Consider the following 15,709-nt stretch of genomic DNA (forward strand, 5'->3'; position numbering starts at 1 on the left):
TTCTTCGTTATTGTAAAACTTCTCGCTTTATCCACCGTAAAGGATGACCTAATGATAGAACTTGAGCCATGGCACTGGGCAGCAATTGGCCTTCTGCTAAGCCTTGTCGAATTTTTCGTTCCAAGCTTCGTGTTTTTACTGATTGGACTCGCCGCCGTATTTACAGGTGGCATCGCCTACTTGGTTGAACTTGCAACCTATCAGGAAGTTCTTATTTTTGCCGGCCTGAGCGCAGTTGATGTCATCGTTTGGTTTAAGGTCGTTAAACCGAAAATTGGCGATCAATCCACAAGCCATGACCTGCAAACCGCCATGAATACGCAACTCGGCTATGTCACGTTTAATACCGAAGCCAGCCAACCGGGTAAGCTTCGCTTTAATATCCCAGTGGAAGGCAAAGAGATTTGGGACTACCGCTGCGATCAAGCGTTAAAATTGGGCGATACCGTTCGCATAGTCTCCGTTGAAGAAAACCACTTGTTAATCGTAGAAAAGAAAAAGGAAGCTTTGATATGACCAGTCTTATTCTCGCAGGCTTAATCGCCGCGATCGTCCTCGTTGCTATTTTCAAAAGCATTGTGATGGTGCCGCAAGGCATGCAAGTCGTCGTCGAGCGACTTGGCAAATACCAAAGTACACTCACCCCAGGCTTGAGTTTTATCGTGCCATTTATTGACGTAGCGCGATACACGTTAACAACCAAAGACATCGTTTTAGAGATTCCCAAACAAGAAGTGATTACGAGTGATAACGCGGTAATCGGTGCCAATGCCGTCGCGTACATTGCGATTATGGAGCCGCGCAAAACGGTCTACGGCGTTGAGAATTACGAGTTCGCGATTCAAAACCTCGTCCAAACAACGCTCCGTTCAATCATCGGTGAGATGGCCCTAGACCAAACCTTGTCATCGCGCGACGAGATCAAAGCGAAGCTCTCCGCCAGCCTCTCTGAACAGATAGGAGAGTGGGGTATCAATCTAAAGACAGTCGAGATCCAGGATATATCGCCTAGCGTCACCATGCAGGAAGCGATGGAAGCTCAAGCGTCTGCTGAGCGCTCTCGGCGAGCGACCGTTACCGAAGCAGAAGGACAGCGTGATGCGCAAATTCTAGAAGCGGAAGGTCGTTTGGAGGCATCAAAACGGGATGCCGAAGCCGCAATCGTTCTTGCAAATGCCCAAAAAGAGGCCATTGAGCTGGTCACCAACTCCTTGGGTGATAAAAACATGTCTGCCATGTTCTTATTGGGTGAAAAGTACATTAATAGCATGGAGGGTCTTGCCGCGTCTCCTAACGCGAAAACCATTGTTTACCCCGCAGACCTTGCTGAGACCGCGCGCAAGCTGCTCAAAACAACAGGATAAAACGCGCAAACGAGGGACATCGCTTTTGACTTTCGTCCCTCTTTTTTGCTCGAAAAACCACCTAAACCCGGCGCCGGCTTTAACCCTGAGACGCGTCACCTTTCACGTAAGAATTCGGCGTTTGCCCTGTCCAGCGCTTAAAAGCGCGACTGAAAGCACTAACCTCTGAGAAACCGAGAATAAACGTCAGCTCGGTGATGCTGTATTCTCCTGATTTCAAATGCTGAATGGCGTAATCAGCACGAACGCCATCCACAATATCCTGATACGCAACGCCCTCTTTTTTGAGCTTTCTGTAGAGCGTATTTCGGCTCATATTAAGCCGAGAAGCAACGTAGTCCGCATCTAGCTCGGCATCTGAAATCTTTTTGCTCACAATTGCTTCAACTTTGCTCGCTACCGAAGCGCCCTTCCCCAACGAACTAAGTAAGCGATCTAAGTGCGCGGTAAGTACTTTATAGAGCGAAGGGCTGTTTCGCGGCATTTTATAGGCAAGATAATGTGCATCAAACGCGATTTCGGAATGGCTTTGACCAAACTTAATTGGGCAACGAAACATTTTCTCGTATTCCTCCGGATAATCCGGTTCGGCATGAGCAAAGGCGACGTAACGCATATCAAGGCCGCTTTGAAGCAAGCGCTTTGCCCTATGCGCCGCGATGGTCAGACTATATTCCATCTCGTAGCGACAATACTCAAACCCGTCTTTGACGGAGTATTGAATATCGGCCTCATCACCGCGCTCAAGTATGTTTATCTCGATACTTTGATTGACCAGTTGGTAGTAACGTTGGTAATGCTCAAGCGCCTGTTTCAGCGTCTTACAGTTGAAGAAGACATGTCCCACCAATCCCATACCTTCCATGACATTTCTCGCTGCCAATCGAAGCGCAAGGTCAGGCTTGCCCGTGTATTCAACGGCCTCGCGCCAAAGCGCATAATAGCGATCGAGATTCACTCGGGCTTCTTCGGTATCTAGGTCATCGAGCTTCAAGTCAAGGACGTCACTCAACTTCGACGCTTCATAACCCTTGCGGATAAGGTAGTCGCACAAGATCTTGCAGGTATGCGCCTGCGCACTGTAAAACGCGGTCTTTGGTGCGTTTTGTTGCGGACTGTCGGAAGGAGGCATCAATGTGCTCTTATTGTTAAAGGTTGATACAAATCGTCAATAACTTGGTGCTTCAAGTCAAGAACAACAGGTCTATTGTGCGTAGTATTTCATTCCAGAGGTTAAATTCACCTTGCGACAATATTGGAGAAATCGCTATGGAAATTTTTGTACCACACAACGAACAAGAAGAGCAAAATGTGCAGGCTCTGCAAGATTATCTGTCACAGATGTACTTCTGGAACTAGTTAGAGATCAGGCTTTTCTAAAGGCGCGTCATCGACGCGCCTTTTTTGTTTCTGTATTTTCTGTCCCGCGATATTGATAAGCTCGCGTCACCGCGTTCTTGATCTACACTCAATATAGACGAGTCAACTTGGACTATTCGTCTATCAGCATCAGGTCAAGGAGCAGCACGCAATACCATGAGCATTCCAGCAATTATTACCCAATCTATCGCGCAATTTTCAGATCGCAGTGATTATGAAACACCAGAGCTAGTTCGTCGCGCAGGCGTCAAAGACGAAGAGCGTGTTTGCCTTGTCCTGATGTCTGACGCATTGGGCCGAGCTCAGGTAGTCTATCCCGCAGACCGCATTGTAAACATCGACACCTTAAATCGTGTCATGGGCCGAGAGCTCAAAGTCATCAAGCAAAGTGATCTACAAGGCCTACTCGATCAATATGAGCTGCGTGCGATACCCGCTATTCCGGATATTACAGGCATCCCTCCCATTGTTGATAGCTCCCTTACAGAGAACAACTCTGAGTATGCATTCCTCGATGTCGGCGAACCGGACCAGTTATTAAAAATAAAGCGTAGCCTGCTCAACGACATGCTGGTTAAGGGCCAACAGAATTCCTTTACGCGTCTGATTTCAGACATAAAGCGGCATGACGAAGCGGAGAAAGACCGTGAAGAGATCGTGCAGGCAATTGAGAAATTTACGTCGCTAAGAATCAAGCAGCGCATAGAAGATACCTTAGAGCTTCCGCCACTTCCTCAAAGCGCACAAGATATAATTCGTTTGCGCGCAGACCCAGACGCGAGCAGTGAAGAACTCTCTACCATTGTAGAGAAAGACCCGAGCCTCGCCGCGCAAGTCGTTAGCTGGGCTTCGAGTTCGTTCTACAGCGCACCAGGTAATATTAAGTCGGTGCATGATGCCATTATTCGCGTTCTCGGTTTTGACTTGGTTATGAACCTGTCGATGGGCTTATCGCTTGGAAAAACGCTAAATCTTCCAGAGAACGAACCCGAGGGATTCACCCCCTACTGGCAAAAAGCATTGTGGATGGCATTGGGAACAACCGCATTGATCAGCAAAATCGAACCGGCCTACCGCCCAAGCTTCGGTATGGCCTATCTCTCAGGGTTGTTGCATAACTTTGGTTATCTAGTCCTAGCGCACGTATTCCCGCCGCATCACTCGCTGATTTGTCGCTATCGAGAGGCCAATCCGCACGTTGACTCCTCTCTAATTGAAGCACACTGTCTCGAACTGACAGGCGAGCAGGTTGGTGCCATTTTGATGAATGTATGGTCTCTACCTGATCAGGTAGTTGCGGCGATTCGGCATCAAAAAAATCCGGCGTATGAAGGCGAATTTTGCCAATACCCGAAGGTGTTGCATCTCACTCAATACATGCTCGGAAAGCTCGGAGTAATTCCTCAGACAATCAATACGCCTCCCCATGAAACCTTTGAGTACTTTGGCATATCGGAAGAAACCGCGATGGCCGCATTAGCTCCTCTCGTTGACCACCCCGATGAAGTTACCGGGATGGCTGGCATGATGAAAGGCTAAGAAGGCTTCCAGTTCGCAAGCGCAGCATATTGACCAAGGCTTAGATTTTCCGGTCTCAAGCCTGGGTCGATATTCAGCTCATCCAGCGCCTCTAGCTCAATCACTCCTGCCAAGGCATTGCGAAGTGTCTTTCTTCTTTTCGTAAACGCGGTCTTAACAATCGCTTGCAGTCGATCAATCGATTCAACGGGGTGCGGCAATTCAGTGTGTGGCGTCAGGCGAACAATCGCAGATTCCACTTTTGGAGCAGGTTCAAATGCCTCTGGCCCAACAATAAACAGGGGCTGAACACGGCAATGGTACTGAGTCATAATGCCCAGTCGGCCATAAAGAGACTGCCCCGGAACCGCCGCCATCCGTTCTACGACCTCTTTTTGCAGCATAAAGTGCATGTCCTTCAAATGCGTGATGTTGCTAAGCAAATGAAAGATGAGCGGTGTAGAGATGTTGTACGGCAGATTACCCACAACCCGCAAAGGGTGCTCTTCATCGGCAAGCGCATTAAAGTCGAACTTGAGCGCGTCTGCTTCGTGAATCTCAAAGTCGGGATAATTAAAAAACTTCGTGCGTAGAACGGGAATCAAATCCCGATCCAATTCCACCACTTGAAGCTTTCCATCAAGGCCATCCAACAAGTGTTCTGTCAACGCCCCTAGGCCTGGCCCGATTTCAACCATACGGTCGCCATGACGCGGATTAATACCACTTACAATGCGCGCAATCACAGCATCATCACTTAAAAAGTTCTGCCCAAAGCGCTTACGCGCCTGATGACCTGCTGATTTCCTGCTCTTAGCCATGTTAGAAGCCTATAAAAATAATCGTATTGAACTTTAGAATAGAATGCCGAGAATAACAGCCGCCTGCTCTAGACCTGTCTAAGATCAGAGTTAGATCACGCCTTCGCGCTCACCATCTCAACAGCCATATTAACAGCCGCCTTAAAGCTCCCGGCGTCAATATTGCCGGAACCCGCAAGATCAAGAGCCGTACCATGATCGACGGATGTGCGAATAATGGGTAGACCAAGCGTAATGTTCACCGACTCACCAAAGCCCGCATATTTCAGCACCGGCAGCCCTTGATCATGATACATGGCGAGTACCGCATCAGCGGTATCCAGATACTTGGGGGTAAACAGCGTATCGGCAGGCAACGGCCCAACCAGCGACACGTCCTGACCGAGATATTCCGACATTACCGGCTCAATCACATCGATCTCTTCTCGTCCCATGTGGCCACCTTCTCCTGCATGCGGATTCAAGCCAGCAACCAGAACCCGAGGTGCATTTACCGCAAACTTCTGCCGCATATCGGCAATAAGAATATCGATAACCTGCTTCAATGCGTCATAAGTAATTGCAGCAGAAACGTCCTTTAAAGGTAAGTGAGTGCTTGCAAGCGCTACTTTCATGCGACCATTTGCAAGCATCATCACAACTCTTTCCACCCCACACTTATCTTGCAAATACTCGGTATGACCGGAGAAAGGTACGCCCGCATCATTAATAACACCTTTATGAACAGGCCCTGTCACAATGGCAGAGAACATCTCGTTCAGAGTTCCATCAATCGCGACATCTAAGGTATCGAGCACATACTGGGCATTCTCTGGGTTGAGAGCGCCGGCTTGAACCGGCTCTTTAAGCGGCACATTGTAAACATATGCTTCGCCCCGACTTAGCTCTCTGTCGATAGAACAAGGGTACTCAAACGCCTTAAAAGGAAGCCCTAGTTCATCAGCCCGCTGCGCTAGAAGGTCTCGGTCTGCAATAAAAACCAAGGGTATTGGCCAAGATTGCTGAGCCAGCATGAGCGCAAGGTCTGGCCCAATCCCCGAAGGTTCGCCTGGTGTAATTGCGAGCGGTTTTGGCGTAGCCAATTAACTCGCCTCCTCAACTTGGTACTTCTCGTCCTTTACTTCAATAAAGGCCTCAGACTTAAGCTCTTGCAACCAAAGCACGAGTTCTTCTTCAAACTTGCGGCGATAAATAAGTTGTCTCGCTTGATTTGCCTGAACCATCGCACCAATGTCTTGATCACGCTCTTCCAGTACTTGCAAAATGTGCCAGCCATAAGGCGAACGAAATGGCTTACTGGTCTCTCCAGCCGGTGTTTGCGCCATTACCTCTTCAAACTCAGGAACCATTTGACCAGGACTTACCCAGTCCAAATCGCCTCCATCAATGGCAGAAACGGGGTCATCGGAATTGGAACGTGCGAGCTCAGCAAAGTCATCGCCATTACTCACTCGGTCATACAGTTTGTCGATGATCTCTTTGGCCTGACGATCGCTGCGAATTTCGCTGGGCGCAATCAGAATATGGCGCGCTCGACGCTGCTTCACCCACTGCTCCGAGCCTCCACGCTTATCTAATGCTGTAATAATATGGTAGCCACTCGTTGAGCGGATCAGCTCAGAAGGTTCACCCTTCTCGAGATTAGGCAAAACATCCGATGCTATTGATGGCAATTCATTCTCTTTACGCCACCCAATCACACCGCCATTTAAAGCTTGCCGACCGTCTGACCGAGCTACGGCCATTTGTTGGAAGTCCGCACCCTCTTTCAGCTCTTTGAGAACATCTTCAGCTCTTTGCAAGGCCGCTTCTTCTTGTTCCGGCTTTGGATTCTCAGGCACCGAAATCAGAATGTGCCCTAAATAGTATTCGACGCCTGAACGCTCTCGTCCCTCGCGCGAATCAAGAAAGTTGTTAATCTCTTGTTCCGATACACGAACACGGCGATCGACTTCTCGCTGTTGAATTCGCGTAACGATCATCTCCCGACGAATCTGCTCCCGAGCAGCAGCGTACGTTTCACCCTCAGACGCAAGCTGCTGTTGAAATTGCTGCAATGTCATGCCATTTGATTTCGCAATATTTACCAGCGTTTCGTTAAGCTGAGTATCACTAATGCGAATACCTGCTCGCTGGGCAAGCTGGAGCTGAATACTTTCTAAAATTAGCTGTTCGAGAACACGTTGATTCATCACGGCTTGTGGTGGGAGGCGCGTCCCTTGTTGCATCAAACGCCCAGAAATCTGACGCAGACGATGCTGCAGTTCAGACTCCATGACAATGTCATCATTCACAATCGCAATAACGCGATCGAGCAACACAGATTCTGCCGCACGCACCGTTCCGGCAAACTGCATCAAAACAAGCAGTACCAATACAAAAGATTTAACGGAAGCCGTCATCCGCTTCTGAAACATGATCATTACCTTAATTAATTTCTTCTTCTCGACGCTGGTAGCCAGGAATCAGACTATCCATCTTCGAATCGTTTACTCCAAACCCGCCTAGGCCGCGCAACTGGAAGCGGAAAAGAATACCGTTGTCCATCTCGCTGGTATCGGTCAAATAGCGCTGACCAAGCATTTGAATTCGCCAGCAGCAGCTTGTGTACTCTATGCCCGCCAAAGTACCAATTGTGCGATTCTCATCTAACGCATAGCGCCACTGCCCTAACACACTGAACTCCGAACTCATGGGATAGATGACAGACGCATCGCTTTGTTCAATCTCACCACGACGAAAGCGATGGGCCATATTAACAACGCTTTGATTATTCGGGCTCTGATAAGAAACGCTGCTCACACTCTCTTCGGTTTCATTCTTGCTCGCATCCCACAAATTGGAGAATCGCAGGGTCCACAAATGATCTGGCCGAACGGTTACTTCAGAGGCGAGCATCGACTCGCCATCCAATATAGATTGATTCTGGCCTGACGTTACTTTTCGCCTCTCAAACTGGCTAACTTGTCCCAGGCTCAGGCTGACGACGTCGAGCCCTCTATCCCAATCGGTATAGCGACTTGTCACACTCAAAGTGAGGCGGTTTTCATCACTAATTCGGTCTCCCCCGGTAAAACGGTTTGCACGAAACAAATTATCGTAATTAAAACTCGGGATAGACGAATCAAAATTGGGCAAATCACTTTGATCCACATAATCGCTATAAACATAGTAAAGCCGAGGCTCGAGACTATTCGTGTAGCTTTCTGGCAAAAGGGTTGGCGTTCGATCGAACGCCATTCCTGCATCAAATTCAAACACCGGAATGGTTCTGCCTGCATGCTTATCAGTTTGTGACCAGTCCTCTAAATAGTAATCCGTGTGATCAACACTCACGCTCGGTTTTGCATGAGCAAAACTATTGCGCCAAGGGACGGACACAGTCGGCCGATGCCGAGCCCGGGATCCGCGAACAAGCTCATCTCCAACCAATTGATCTTGATCACGATAAAAATAAACGTATTGGCTATCCCAATCTAAATCGAGCGTTTTATACGGCTGAAAAATAGAGAGGTTTAACTCAGGCAAACGCTGATACGACTGCTCAGATGGCAGCGTGCTCGAACTCAAAGATTTATATTGTTGAAACAACGCCTCAAACTGATAGCGCTCACCGATATGCCGGACAGAGAAGCGGCGATCAAGCATGTCCTTACTCGCTACCTGCAAGCCTTGATCTAAATCGTCGAGATAATCATCATCACTAATCTGCGTGTAATTCAAGTAACCGATGGTGTCGGTGTACAAGGTATCAAGCTTCCAGTCCTGCTCAATATTGAAGCCCCAGCGCTGGCCGTTCTCGTCAACATTACCGAGATCAATCTGTTCGCTCTTATAGGCCTTATCCTCATCGATATAGCCACCCGATACTCGGGATTGATGGATATCGCCCATGTAACGAAACTCGACTTCTTCATACGCGCCTCGCCCCCCAATCCAGTTGGGCGTAATCGTTGCATCATAATTCGGTGCAAGATTCAGATAATAGGGAGTCGACACGTAGAGGCCAGAGTCAACATTGGACGTTCCGATCGTCGGATACAAAAAACCAGACTTTCGACGATCGTCAATCGGAAAGGTAAACCACGGCACGTAGAGCACGGGCACGTCAAGAATATTGAATCGCGCATGACTCGCTGAACCGACGCCTTCTTCTTGGTCTAACTCAATCTCAGAGGCACTAAACGACCAATCCGGCACTTCTTCCTGACACGTTGTAAAAGTTCCCTCGCGTATCGTTAGATGCAACTCATCCTGCTGATCAATCATCTCAGCGCGACCACGCAGGCCTGTCTCGGGCTCAATAAAATCAGCGTTGTGCAGCGTTGCACTGCCTTCCGTCAAATTGACTTCTGCCGAGTCGCTCGTCATATGCATTTGCGGACCTTGAATGACAATATGCCCCTCAAGTGCAGCCTCGTTCTTAGACTGGTCAATAACCGCCGTATCACTGCGTGCGTAATACCCCTGTTTGCTGATCTCAACTTGGCCCTCTAGCTCCAATCGATTGTTCTCGCGATATTCAACAGAATTGGCATGCACCGTGACGGTTGGATCAATATCTAAGGTTTCCGCCTGATCGCTGGGAGAAGACTTATAAAGAACGGGAAGCTCAGGCTTTCTGCATGCACCTGCAGGCTCAGTTTCTCCGCGCGTTTCCGCAAATGCTACCGAGCATGCCAACAGCGTTAGCGGCATCAAGAAGCAACACTGCTTCAACTTACGGCACATGCAAAACCTCGAACAGATTCAGGGCAATTAAGAGGGGGATAGGAACTTCTTGAATGATAAACTCTGGCACCTTTGATGTCATTTAACTTTTTGATTAGGATGCTTGGATTACGCCTAACTTTAGCGCAAAAAGATTAAATAACACGCGCCTTACGGAACCCTCCTTTGATGCCAGAAAGAATCGAGCAGTTACACGATTGGTTGCGCGCCAACCTACCCAATCACACAACGCCAACACCGCCTCTCGAGAGCGTGGCTGGAGATGCCAGTTTTCGACGCTATTTTCGCGTCAAGAACTCGAACAACCAAAGTTTCATCGTGATGGATGCGCCACCCGAAAAAGAAGATTGCCACCCGTTTGTAGAAATCACAAAAGCATGGCGTGAACAGGGTGTTCTCCTACCTGAGCTGTTCGCCATCGACCTAGAGCAAGGCTTTTTACTTCTTGAAGACTTTGGCGACACGCTGCTGTTTCAAATGGTGGACAAAAAACCTCTCGAAGAACAGCACTCCGTCTACACAAGCGCGATTCACTCACTTAAGGGTATTCAGGATCTCCGGGGCGCAAAGCATCTCCCGACCTATGATCGCGCACTTCTCAAACGAGAACTTGCTTTGTTCACGGACTGGCTCATTGGCACAGCACTGCACATTTCGCTCACTGAAAGCGAGCAAGCCACCATAGAGCAGTCGTTTGAAGCGCTCATAGAAAGTGCGCTTTCGCAAACGCAGTGTGCGGTTCATCGAGATTATCACTCGCGAAATCTAATGTCTCTGCCGTCTGGAAAAGTGGGGATCATCGACTTTCAAGACGCCGTATTTGGCCCTGTCACCTATGATTTAGTCTCGCTACTACGCGATTGTTATATCGAGCTGAATCCAACTTTGGTCAAAGAATTAGCGCTCAACTACAAACAAACATCGACCATTGAAGCTGTGCGCGAAGAGAACGAAGCGAGTTTCCTCAAGCAATTCGATCTCATGGGCATTCAGCGTCATATGAAAGCCGCAGGTATTTTCGCAAGACTCGCCCTGCGCGACGGCAAGTTTGGCTATCTTAACGATATCCCAAGAACATTTAACTACATACTGACGCAAACCGCGCGGCATAACGAACTGCACAACCTGCACGCACTACTGAAACACCGAATTGAGCAGCCAATGCTGGACTTCGTCGCATCGCATACGCTAGAGCCAACACAATGAGAGCGATGATACTGGCAGCAGGTCTGGGGTCGCGCATGCGGCCACTCACTGACCACTGCCCAAAGCCGCTTCTGAAAGCCGCCCAAAAACCATTGATTGATTATCATCTAGAGAGGCTTGAATCTCTCGGAGTTGAGCGCGTCGCCATCAATACACACTGGCTTGGGCACCTTGTTATTGACCACTTGGAACAGAACTGGCAACACCGTCTAAAAATCGACATTTATCCTGAGAAGGCTCTTCTTGAAACGGCCGGCGGCATCGTCAACGCGCTTGCGTCCCTGAAAACGAAAAACGATGCGCCTTTTTTGCTCATTAATGGCGATGTCTATTTTGAAGAAGATTTAAGCCCTTGGCTGGATCATGCTCTCCATGCGCACCGCCAAGTGCAGGCAAACCTGTTGCTCTGCCAAAACCCCTGTCACAATCCTTCCGGCGATTTCGACATCCACGGGATGGATCACACTGGCTGTGCGCGCCTATCAATCAAAGCTGACCAAGCTGATAGTGCACATAACGCACGCACGTATAGCGGAATCGGCTTGTACCGCCCGAGTGTGTTTACCCAATTGCCACCCGGCCCGGCACCGCTTGGCCCCATCCTAAGACAGCTCGCGCAACAAGGCGGTCTTTACGGCTCAGAAATGCGTGCATTCTGGCTCGATGTTGGCACACCAGAACGACTCAACCAACTTGATCAACGCCTACGTCACGACAAAGACACGCAAAGCCAACTAACATAGCGGATTTATACGTTAGCCAACCATCTTAGGCGCAATAATTGCTTCTTTCACAATATCGCTGTTTTTGTGTCAGAAATTTGTACTACCTTAGGAGCAACCTATGTGGCTAAGCATCCTCGGCATCGCAACGCTTTTGTTGTTATCGTGCCTCCTTATCGTCATTAATCACTCTTGGGCATCGCTCAAAGCATTACCCGCAACCCTAAAACGTGACTTAAAAGAGCCCGAATCAAACGAGCAGAGCATCATCGTTCAAGTCGTCGGTTTCTCAAAACTATGGTTTCGTAAACAGTTTGCGCTCATCGATAAAGAACTTGCGACGATGGATAAAAGCCTCGTGCGCACAGGCCTGATCGCCGCGCGAGAAGAGTACTCTGAAGAAGATGCGACACAGACACTAAGCTGGCAGATTGAAAGCACCCGTCAACAGCGCCAGAAAACTATTGCAATGATTGAGGGGGTTAACTCAAACCTGCTACCAGTTGCGTTACTGGTTTCCGTCTGCACCTTGATCATTCAACTCTCCGCTGACAGCACAGAAAGTGCAGGAATCATCGGCATGCCAGCTCTCATCGCACTCGCATTCGCCCTGCTATTGAATACATTGGTATTAAAAACTCTCTCTCTTAAGCTGTGGGCCATGCTGGAACTTGAAGATCACACACTGCGCTTGTCAGCAGAAGGCCTGATCATGATCCTGCAACACAAAACACCTGCACAAATTAGGGCGCAACTCGAAGGCATGACCAATGGTCTAGAGGTATTAAAAAATGTTCGCGCCGTTGAGCCAAGATCGGTAGCGAAAGCAACGAGGCAAAAGAACAGCTCTTTCTTTAGTGGGCAAAGAGCATCGTAAACATGCGTGTTCAAACAGGCTTTGCTCAGAGTCAGATCACCCCATATATGTCTCAGGCGACCGACAATACCAGGCCCATCACACTGGCCGTACTCTTTGTATTGGCCTTAATCGCCGCGCAGGCTAGCGGCGTTCAGCATATGCTTTCTAATGCGCTGCCCATCAGCACGATCGACTCTAACGCTCTACATTTATCAAAAGCAGAAAACGCTATCGAGACGTCTAGCGATGCAGCAATCGAAGTAACTTGGCCCTCCAATACGCTTAACGAACGCGTTGAACAATTAAACCTCAAGGGTCGTATAATCATAAGTGCGCCTCAAGCCTCTCCGAGCATCGCAATCCGCACCGACTTATTATTCTCAGAAGGCGATTACCTGCTCAGCCGAGCAGGCAAGCACACAATGGATGCGCTTTTTGCCGATCTGAAGCTACCCGCCACAGCGACGCTTGAGTTAAAAGAACGAAAAAATACTGAAGTGGAGTTTACCCACGGCGTGCAGATGCAAACCTTGCACAGAAATAGAGAGCGCTCCTTAACGAAATACCTGAGTGCTTTTGGGCTAAACATGAGTATCGTGCAATAACGAAAGTGAGAAATATTCCGCATTGAAGTAATAGTAAGTTGGCACTTCAGGAACCACCCGAGATCAAACTCTTGATAGACTGCCTTCAAGCATCGATTTGCAAAAAAGAACAGCGTTCTATTCCTTACTATAACGACATCCGCGCATCCTCTTTAGCGGGCTATAAATCCTTCGCACCTCTGCGTCAGTTATCACCAAATAGCAGACATATATCGCTCGGTGCTTTATCCTTGAAAAAGATATTTATTCATTACAGGGATTAGTGGTTAGTGCACTATAAAAATTACCAAGCGATTAGTTGTTATTTCAATAGCCTTCACCAATGTCCTTTCGCTCCCGGTGCTTCACTCTTGTCTTTGTCGAAAGATAAAAAGGGTAGTTGAAAGGAGAAGTGAGCAAATTGAGCGATTTCTTGCGAGTAATATCATTTGTCGTGCTTGTTGTTATTGTAAGTGTCGCGCTTTATGCCGTTTACATTGATCAGCGAGCAAAGGCAGAAATACTGAACGTTTTTCCAGATGAAGACTTGTTTTTTAAAGTCCTTAAATCGGAAGTCAACCTAGAAGATGAAGATTTATTGTTAGTCAATGCGGTCGTAACGCACTTACCTCCTCCTTTGGCAGGCTATGTCAAAGAAAATTTATGCACTGAGCGCAGCGAGCATTGTGTTCGTTTGGCATTAGTATCAGCAAATCATTTTTTAAAAAAAGATAGCCAACGACACGAAACGTTAGTGTCGAACTTGATGGAGTTGTCCCACATGTACTATGGCTGGGCTGTCAATCGATGCCCGCTAGCACATGAGTTATCAAAGTTAAATATTGCAGTTGTGGGTCTTAGAAGCACTAAGGAAGACAGATTGAATGAAGCTTCAAAGCTCCTGCGTACTTTAAACGCAGGAAGTGGGTTCGATTTCAGTATTGTTTCTGAAACATGCCAATCCTCATTTGATCGACACGTTCTCGAGTATCAAGCTTATATGGGGCTGCTAGCAGAGGTCTACCTGTATTCTGATCAAATAGACGCGTCCACTTTTTTGCTTTCTTATAAAAACATACGAAGATTTTTGTCGACTGCATATCAACCTAATCAATGAAGGGAGCTTAGGGAAAAGGGTGTGCATTTATTTTGTGCGACGCCCGCTTTTAACCAAAATCGCTGTGATCTCGCCATATTGAACATGTCCGCTGTGATGCGTTAACTGATACGAAGACACTGCAAATTCGGCGGATAAAGGGATCTCTTCTCATGAAGTTAATCTAGATCAATATGAGACAGGCATAAAAAAAGGAGGCCATGGGCCTCCTTTTTCAATCACTATTTAAGCGGATGCTTAAGCAGTTGCTGCTGCTTTTTTAGCAGGCGCTTTTTTCGCTGCAGGCTTCTTAGCCGGAGCTTTTTTCGCTGCAGGCTTTTTAGCTGCTGCTTTCTTTGGCGCTTCTTCTTTCTCAAACTTAGCGATAAGGTCGCCAGCATAAGAACCAACAAGCTTGTTTACGTCACGTGCTTTGTCAGTTGCAAGAGCAATAACTTCGTCGTGCTTGGTTTTAACAGTTTCAACGTTGTAGTACTTTTCAGCGTAACCGAAAGATGCACCAGCAAGTGCTTTGTACTGACCTTCTACTGCGTCGATTGCTTTTGCTACTACGTCTTGAACTTGCTCTTGGTAAGTTTTGATCTTAGCCATGATAACTCTCCTAAAAATATCCTAGATGAAAGACTCCTCGGCCAGTGCTCTTTTTTTAAAAGCAGCAACTACCTAAGTTGAGGAAATCGTACCAAGCAGTTTTAGAATATTCATACTAAGTTCTAACTTTTTGGTGTTTTATTTACCATTCAAACAAAACCCATTTTGGTACCAGCATCTGAGACTTTTCTTCACGAATCCAACCATCCCCGTCGGCAGGTACCAAGTAATACACGGGGCCAATTTTTGGAACCACTTTTATCTCTTTCAGCACACCGCCAACACGATACTCGTAGAACGTTTTATTCTCTTCTTCACGAATAACAATGTCAGGCTGCTCACCAGTTCTGGGTTCCTCAGCATGGGTCACCGCACTCCAGATTGAGAGGCTAAACAGTAAGGCAAGAAATAAGTGTGCGCGTGAAGAGGTCATGGAATCCTTCTTATGAAAATCAAAACACGAGGGTTGTTGGTGTTTAAGGTTTAAGCTTGTGGCGTTTTTCCCTACTATAGCATGCTTTCAAAACCACAAAACAATTAGTGATTCAATGACCGCTACAGCCCCAGCCGTTCTCGTCGATGGTTCATCGTACTTATTTCGCGCCTACCATGCACTCCCGCCTCTAAACAACTCCAAGGGCCAGCCTACCGGAGCGATAAAAGGTGTCATCAACATGATTCGTCGCCTCGTTAGCGACTATCCCGAATCAAAAATCATTGTTGTCTTTGATGCAAAAGGCAAAAACTTTCGTCACGACATGTATCCCGATTACAAGGCCAATCGCCCTCCTATGCCGGAGGATTTGCGCAGCCAGA

16 protein-coding genes are annotated in these 15,709 nt (G+C 47.8%); 9 read left to right on the top strand and 7 right to left on the bottom strand.

Annotated elements, in window-relative coordinates:
• A partial coding sequence (locus tag A3750_RS02690) for an NfeD family protein (protein WP_068548009.1) occupies positions 1-516 on the top strand: 516 nt, incomplete at its 5' end.
• On the top strand, positions 513-1,364 hold the full coding sequence (locus A3750_RS02695) for an SPFH domain-containing protein (protein WP_068458126.1): 852 nt from the start codon (positions 513-515) through the stop codon (positions 1,362-1,364). The genes A3750_RS02690 and A3750_RS02695, both read left to right, overlap by 4 nt.
• A 79-nt stretch (positions 1,365-1,443) precedes the next feature.
• On the opposite strand, the gene A3750_RS02700 is transcribed toward A3750_RS02695, so the two are convergent.
• Entirely contained in the window at positions 1,444-2,496 is a 1,053-nt protein-coding gene (locus A3750_RS02700; RefSeq protein WP_082873180.1) for an AraC family transcriptional regulator, read from the bottom strand.
• A gap of 404 nt (positions 2,497-2,900) precedes the next feature.
• Between A3750_RS02700 and A3750_RS02705 the strand changes: the two genes are divergently transcribed.
• Entirely contained in the window at positions 2,901-4,283 is a 1,383-nt protein-coding gene (locus A3750_RS02705; protein ID WP_068458128.1) for an aminoacyl-tRNA deacylase and HDOD domain-containing protein, read from the top strand.
• Here A3750_RS02705 and rsmA read toward each other — a convergent pair.
• The 4 genes from rsmA to A3750_RS02725 all read right to left on the bottom strand — a co-directional run bounded on the left by rsmA (position 4,280) and on the right by A3750_RS02725 (position 9,781).
• Positions 4,280-5,083, bottom strand: coding sequence for a 16S rRNA (adenine(1518)-N(6)/adenine(1519)-N(6))-dimethyltransferase RsmA (rsmA, locus tag A3750_RS02710; protein ID WP_068458130.1), 804 nt, complete (start codon positions 5,081-5,083; stop codon positions 4,280-4,282). The genes A3750_RS02705 and rsmA overlap by 4 nt on opposite strands.
• 95 nt (positions 5,084-5,178) lie before the next feature.
• Entirely contained in the window at positions 5,179-6,165 is a 987-nt protein-coding gene (gene pdxA, locus A3750_RS02715) for a 4-hydroxythreonine-4-phosphate dehydrogenase PdxA (RefSeq protein WP_068465830.1), read from the bottom strand.
• A complete protein-coding gene (locus tag A3750_RS02720) occupies positions 6,166-7,500 on the bottom strand; it encodes a peptidylprolyl isomerase (RefSeq protein WP_231871684.1) in 1,335 nt (444 codons plus the stop codon).
• A gap of 10 nt (positions 7,501-7,510) precedes the next feature.
• Positions 7,511-9,781 (bottom strand): LPS-assembly protein LptD, encoded by a 2,271-nt coding sequence (locus A3750_RS02725; RefSeq protein ID WP_068491732.1) that lies wholly within the window; start codon positions 9,779-9,781, stop codon positions 7,511-7,513.
• Positions 9,782-9,982: 201 nt separating this feature from the next.
• Between A3750_RS02725 and A3750_RS02730 the strand changes: the two genes are divergently transcribed.
• From A3750_RS02730 to A3750_RS02750, 5 genes are all read left to right on the top strand, one after another.
• A complete protein-coding gene (locus tag A3750_RS02730) occupies positions 9,983-11,020 on the top strand; it encodes an aminoglycoside phosphotransferase family protein (RefSeq protein WP_068454110.1) in 1,038 nt (345 codons plus the stop codon).
• Complete coding sequence (locus A3750_RS02735) at positions 11,017-11,763, top strand: nucleotidyltransferase family protein (RefSeq protein ID WP_068454113.1); 747 nt, start codon at positions 11,017-11,019, stop codon at positions 11,761-11,763. The genes A3750_RS02730 and A3750_RS02735 overlap by 4 nt, the downstream gene beginning before the upstream one ends.
• Before the next feature lie 100 nt (positions 11,764-11,863).
• Complete coding sequence (locus A3750_RS02740; RefSeq protein WP_068454116.1) at positions 11,864-12,619, top strand: hypothetical protein; 756 nt, start codon at positions 11,864-11,866, stop codon at positions 12,617-12,619.
• A gap of 2 nt (positions 12,620-12,621) precedes the next feature.
• Complete coding sequence (locus tag A3750_RS02745) at positions 12,622-13,206, top strand: hypothetical protein (protein WP_068454119.1); 585 nt, start codon at positions 12,622-12,624, stop codon at positions 13,204-13,206.
• A 400-nt stretch (positions 13,207-13,606) separates the two neighbouring features.
• On the top strand, positions 13,607-14,302 hold the full coding sequence (locus A3750_RS02750) for a hypothetical protein (protein ID WP_156492328.1): 696 nt from the start codon (positions 13,607-13,609) through the stop codon (positions 14,300-14,302).
• Positions 14,303-14,539: 237 nt separating this feature from the next.
• Here A3750_RS02750 and A3750_RS02755 read toward each other — a convergent pair whose 3' ends face one another.
• Complete coding sequence (locus A3750_RS02755; RefSeq protein WP_068454124.1) at positions 14,540-14,893, bottom strand: hypothetical protein; 354 nt, start codon at positions 14,891-14,893, stop codon at positions 14,540-14,542.
• Between the two features lie 142 nt (positions 14,894-15,035).
• Positions 15,036-15,326, bottom strand: a complete 291-nt coding sequence (locus A3750_RS02760; RefSeq protein WP_068454127.1) for a DUF2782 domain-containing protein — start codon at positions 15,324-15,326, stop codon at positions 15,036-15,038.
• Positions 15,327-15,441: 115 nt separating this feature from the next.
• Between A3750_RS02760 and A3750_RS02765 the strand changes: the two genes are divergently transcribed.
• A partial coding sequence (locus tag A3750_RS02765) for a PIN domain-containing protein (protein WP_156498335.1) occupies positions 15,442-15,709 on the top strand: 268 nt, incomplete at its 3' end.

Source organism: Oleiphilus sp. HI0079 (assembly GCF_001635105.1).

Excerpts from the sequence above, each read along its gene's own strand:
- A3750_RS02755 (WP_068454124.1), bottom strand. The coding sequence starts at position 14,893 with ATGGCTAAGATCAAAACTTACCAAGAGCAAGTTCAAGACGTAGTAGCA.
- A3750_RS02725 (WP_068491732.1), bottom strand. The coding sequence starts at position 9,781 with ATGCCGCTAACGCTGTTGGCATGCTCGGTAGCATTTGCGGAAACGCGC.
- A3750_RS02720 (WP_231871684.1), bottom strand. The coding sequence starts at position 7,500 with ATGTTTCAGAAGCGGATGACGGCTTCCGTTAAATCTTTTGTATTGGTA.
- A3750_RS02730 (WP_068454110.1), top strand. The coding sequence starts at position 9,983 with ATGCCAGAAAGAATCGAGCAGTTACACGATTGGTTGCGCGCCAACCTA.
- A3750_RS02740 (WP_068454116.1), top strand. The coding sequence starts at position 11,864 with ATGTGGCTAAGCATCCTCGGCATCGCAACGCTTTTGTTGTTATCGTGC.
- A3750_RS02760 (WP_068454127.1), bottom strand. The coding sequence starts at position 15,326 with ATGACCTCTTCACGCGCACACTTATTTCTTGCCTTACTGTTTAGCCTC.
- A3750_RS02735 (WP_068454113.1), top strand. The coding sequence starts at position 11,017 with ATGAGAGCGATGATACTGGCAGCAGGTCTGGGGTCGCGCATGCGGCCA.
- A3750_RS02700 (WP_082873180.1), bottom strand. The coding sequence starts at position 2,496 with ATGCCTCCTTCCGACAGTCCGCAACAAAACGCACCAAAGACCGCGTTT.
- A3750_RS02695 (WP_068458126.1), top strand. The coding sequence starts at position 513 with ATGACCAGTCTTATTCTCGCAGGCTTAATCGCCGCGATCGTCCTCGTT.
- A3750_RS02705 (WP_068458128.1), top strand. The coding sequence starts at position 2,901 with ATGAGCATTCCAGCAATTATTACCCAATCTATCGCGCAATTTTCAGAT.
- rsmA (WP_068458130.1), bottom strand. The coding sequence starts at position 5,083 with ATGGCTAAGAGCAGGAAATCAGCAGGTCATCAGGCGCGTAAGCGCTTT.
- A3750_RS02745 (WP_068454119.1), top strand. The coding sequence starts at position 12,622 with ATGCGTGTTCAAACAGGCTTTGCTCAGAGTCAGATCACCCCATATATG.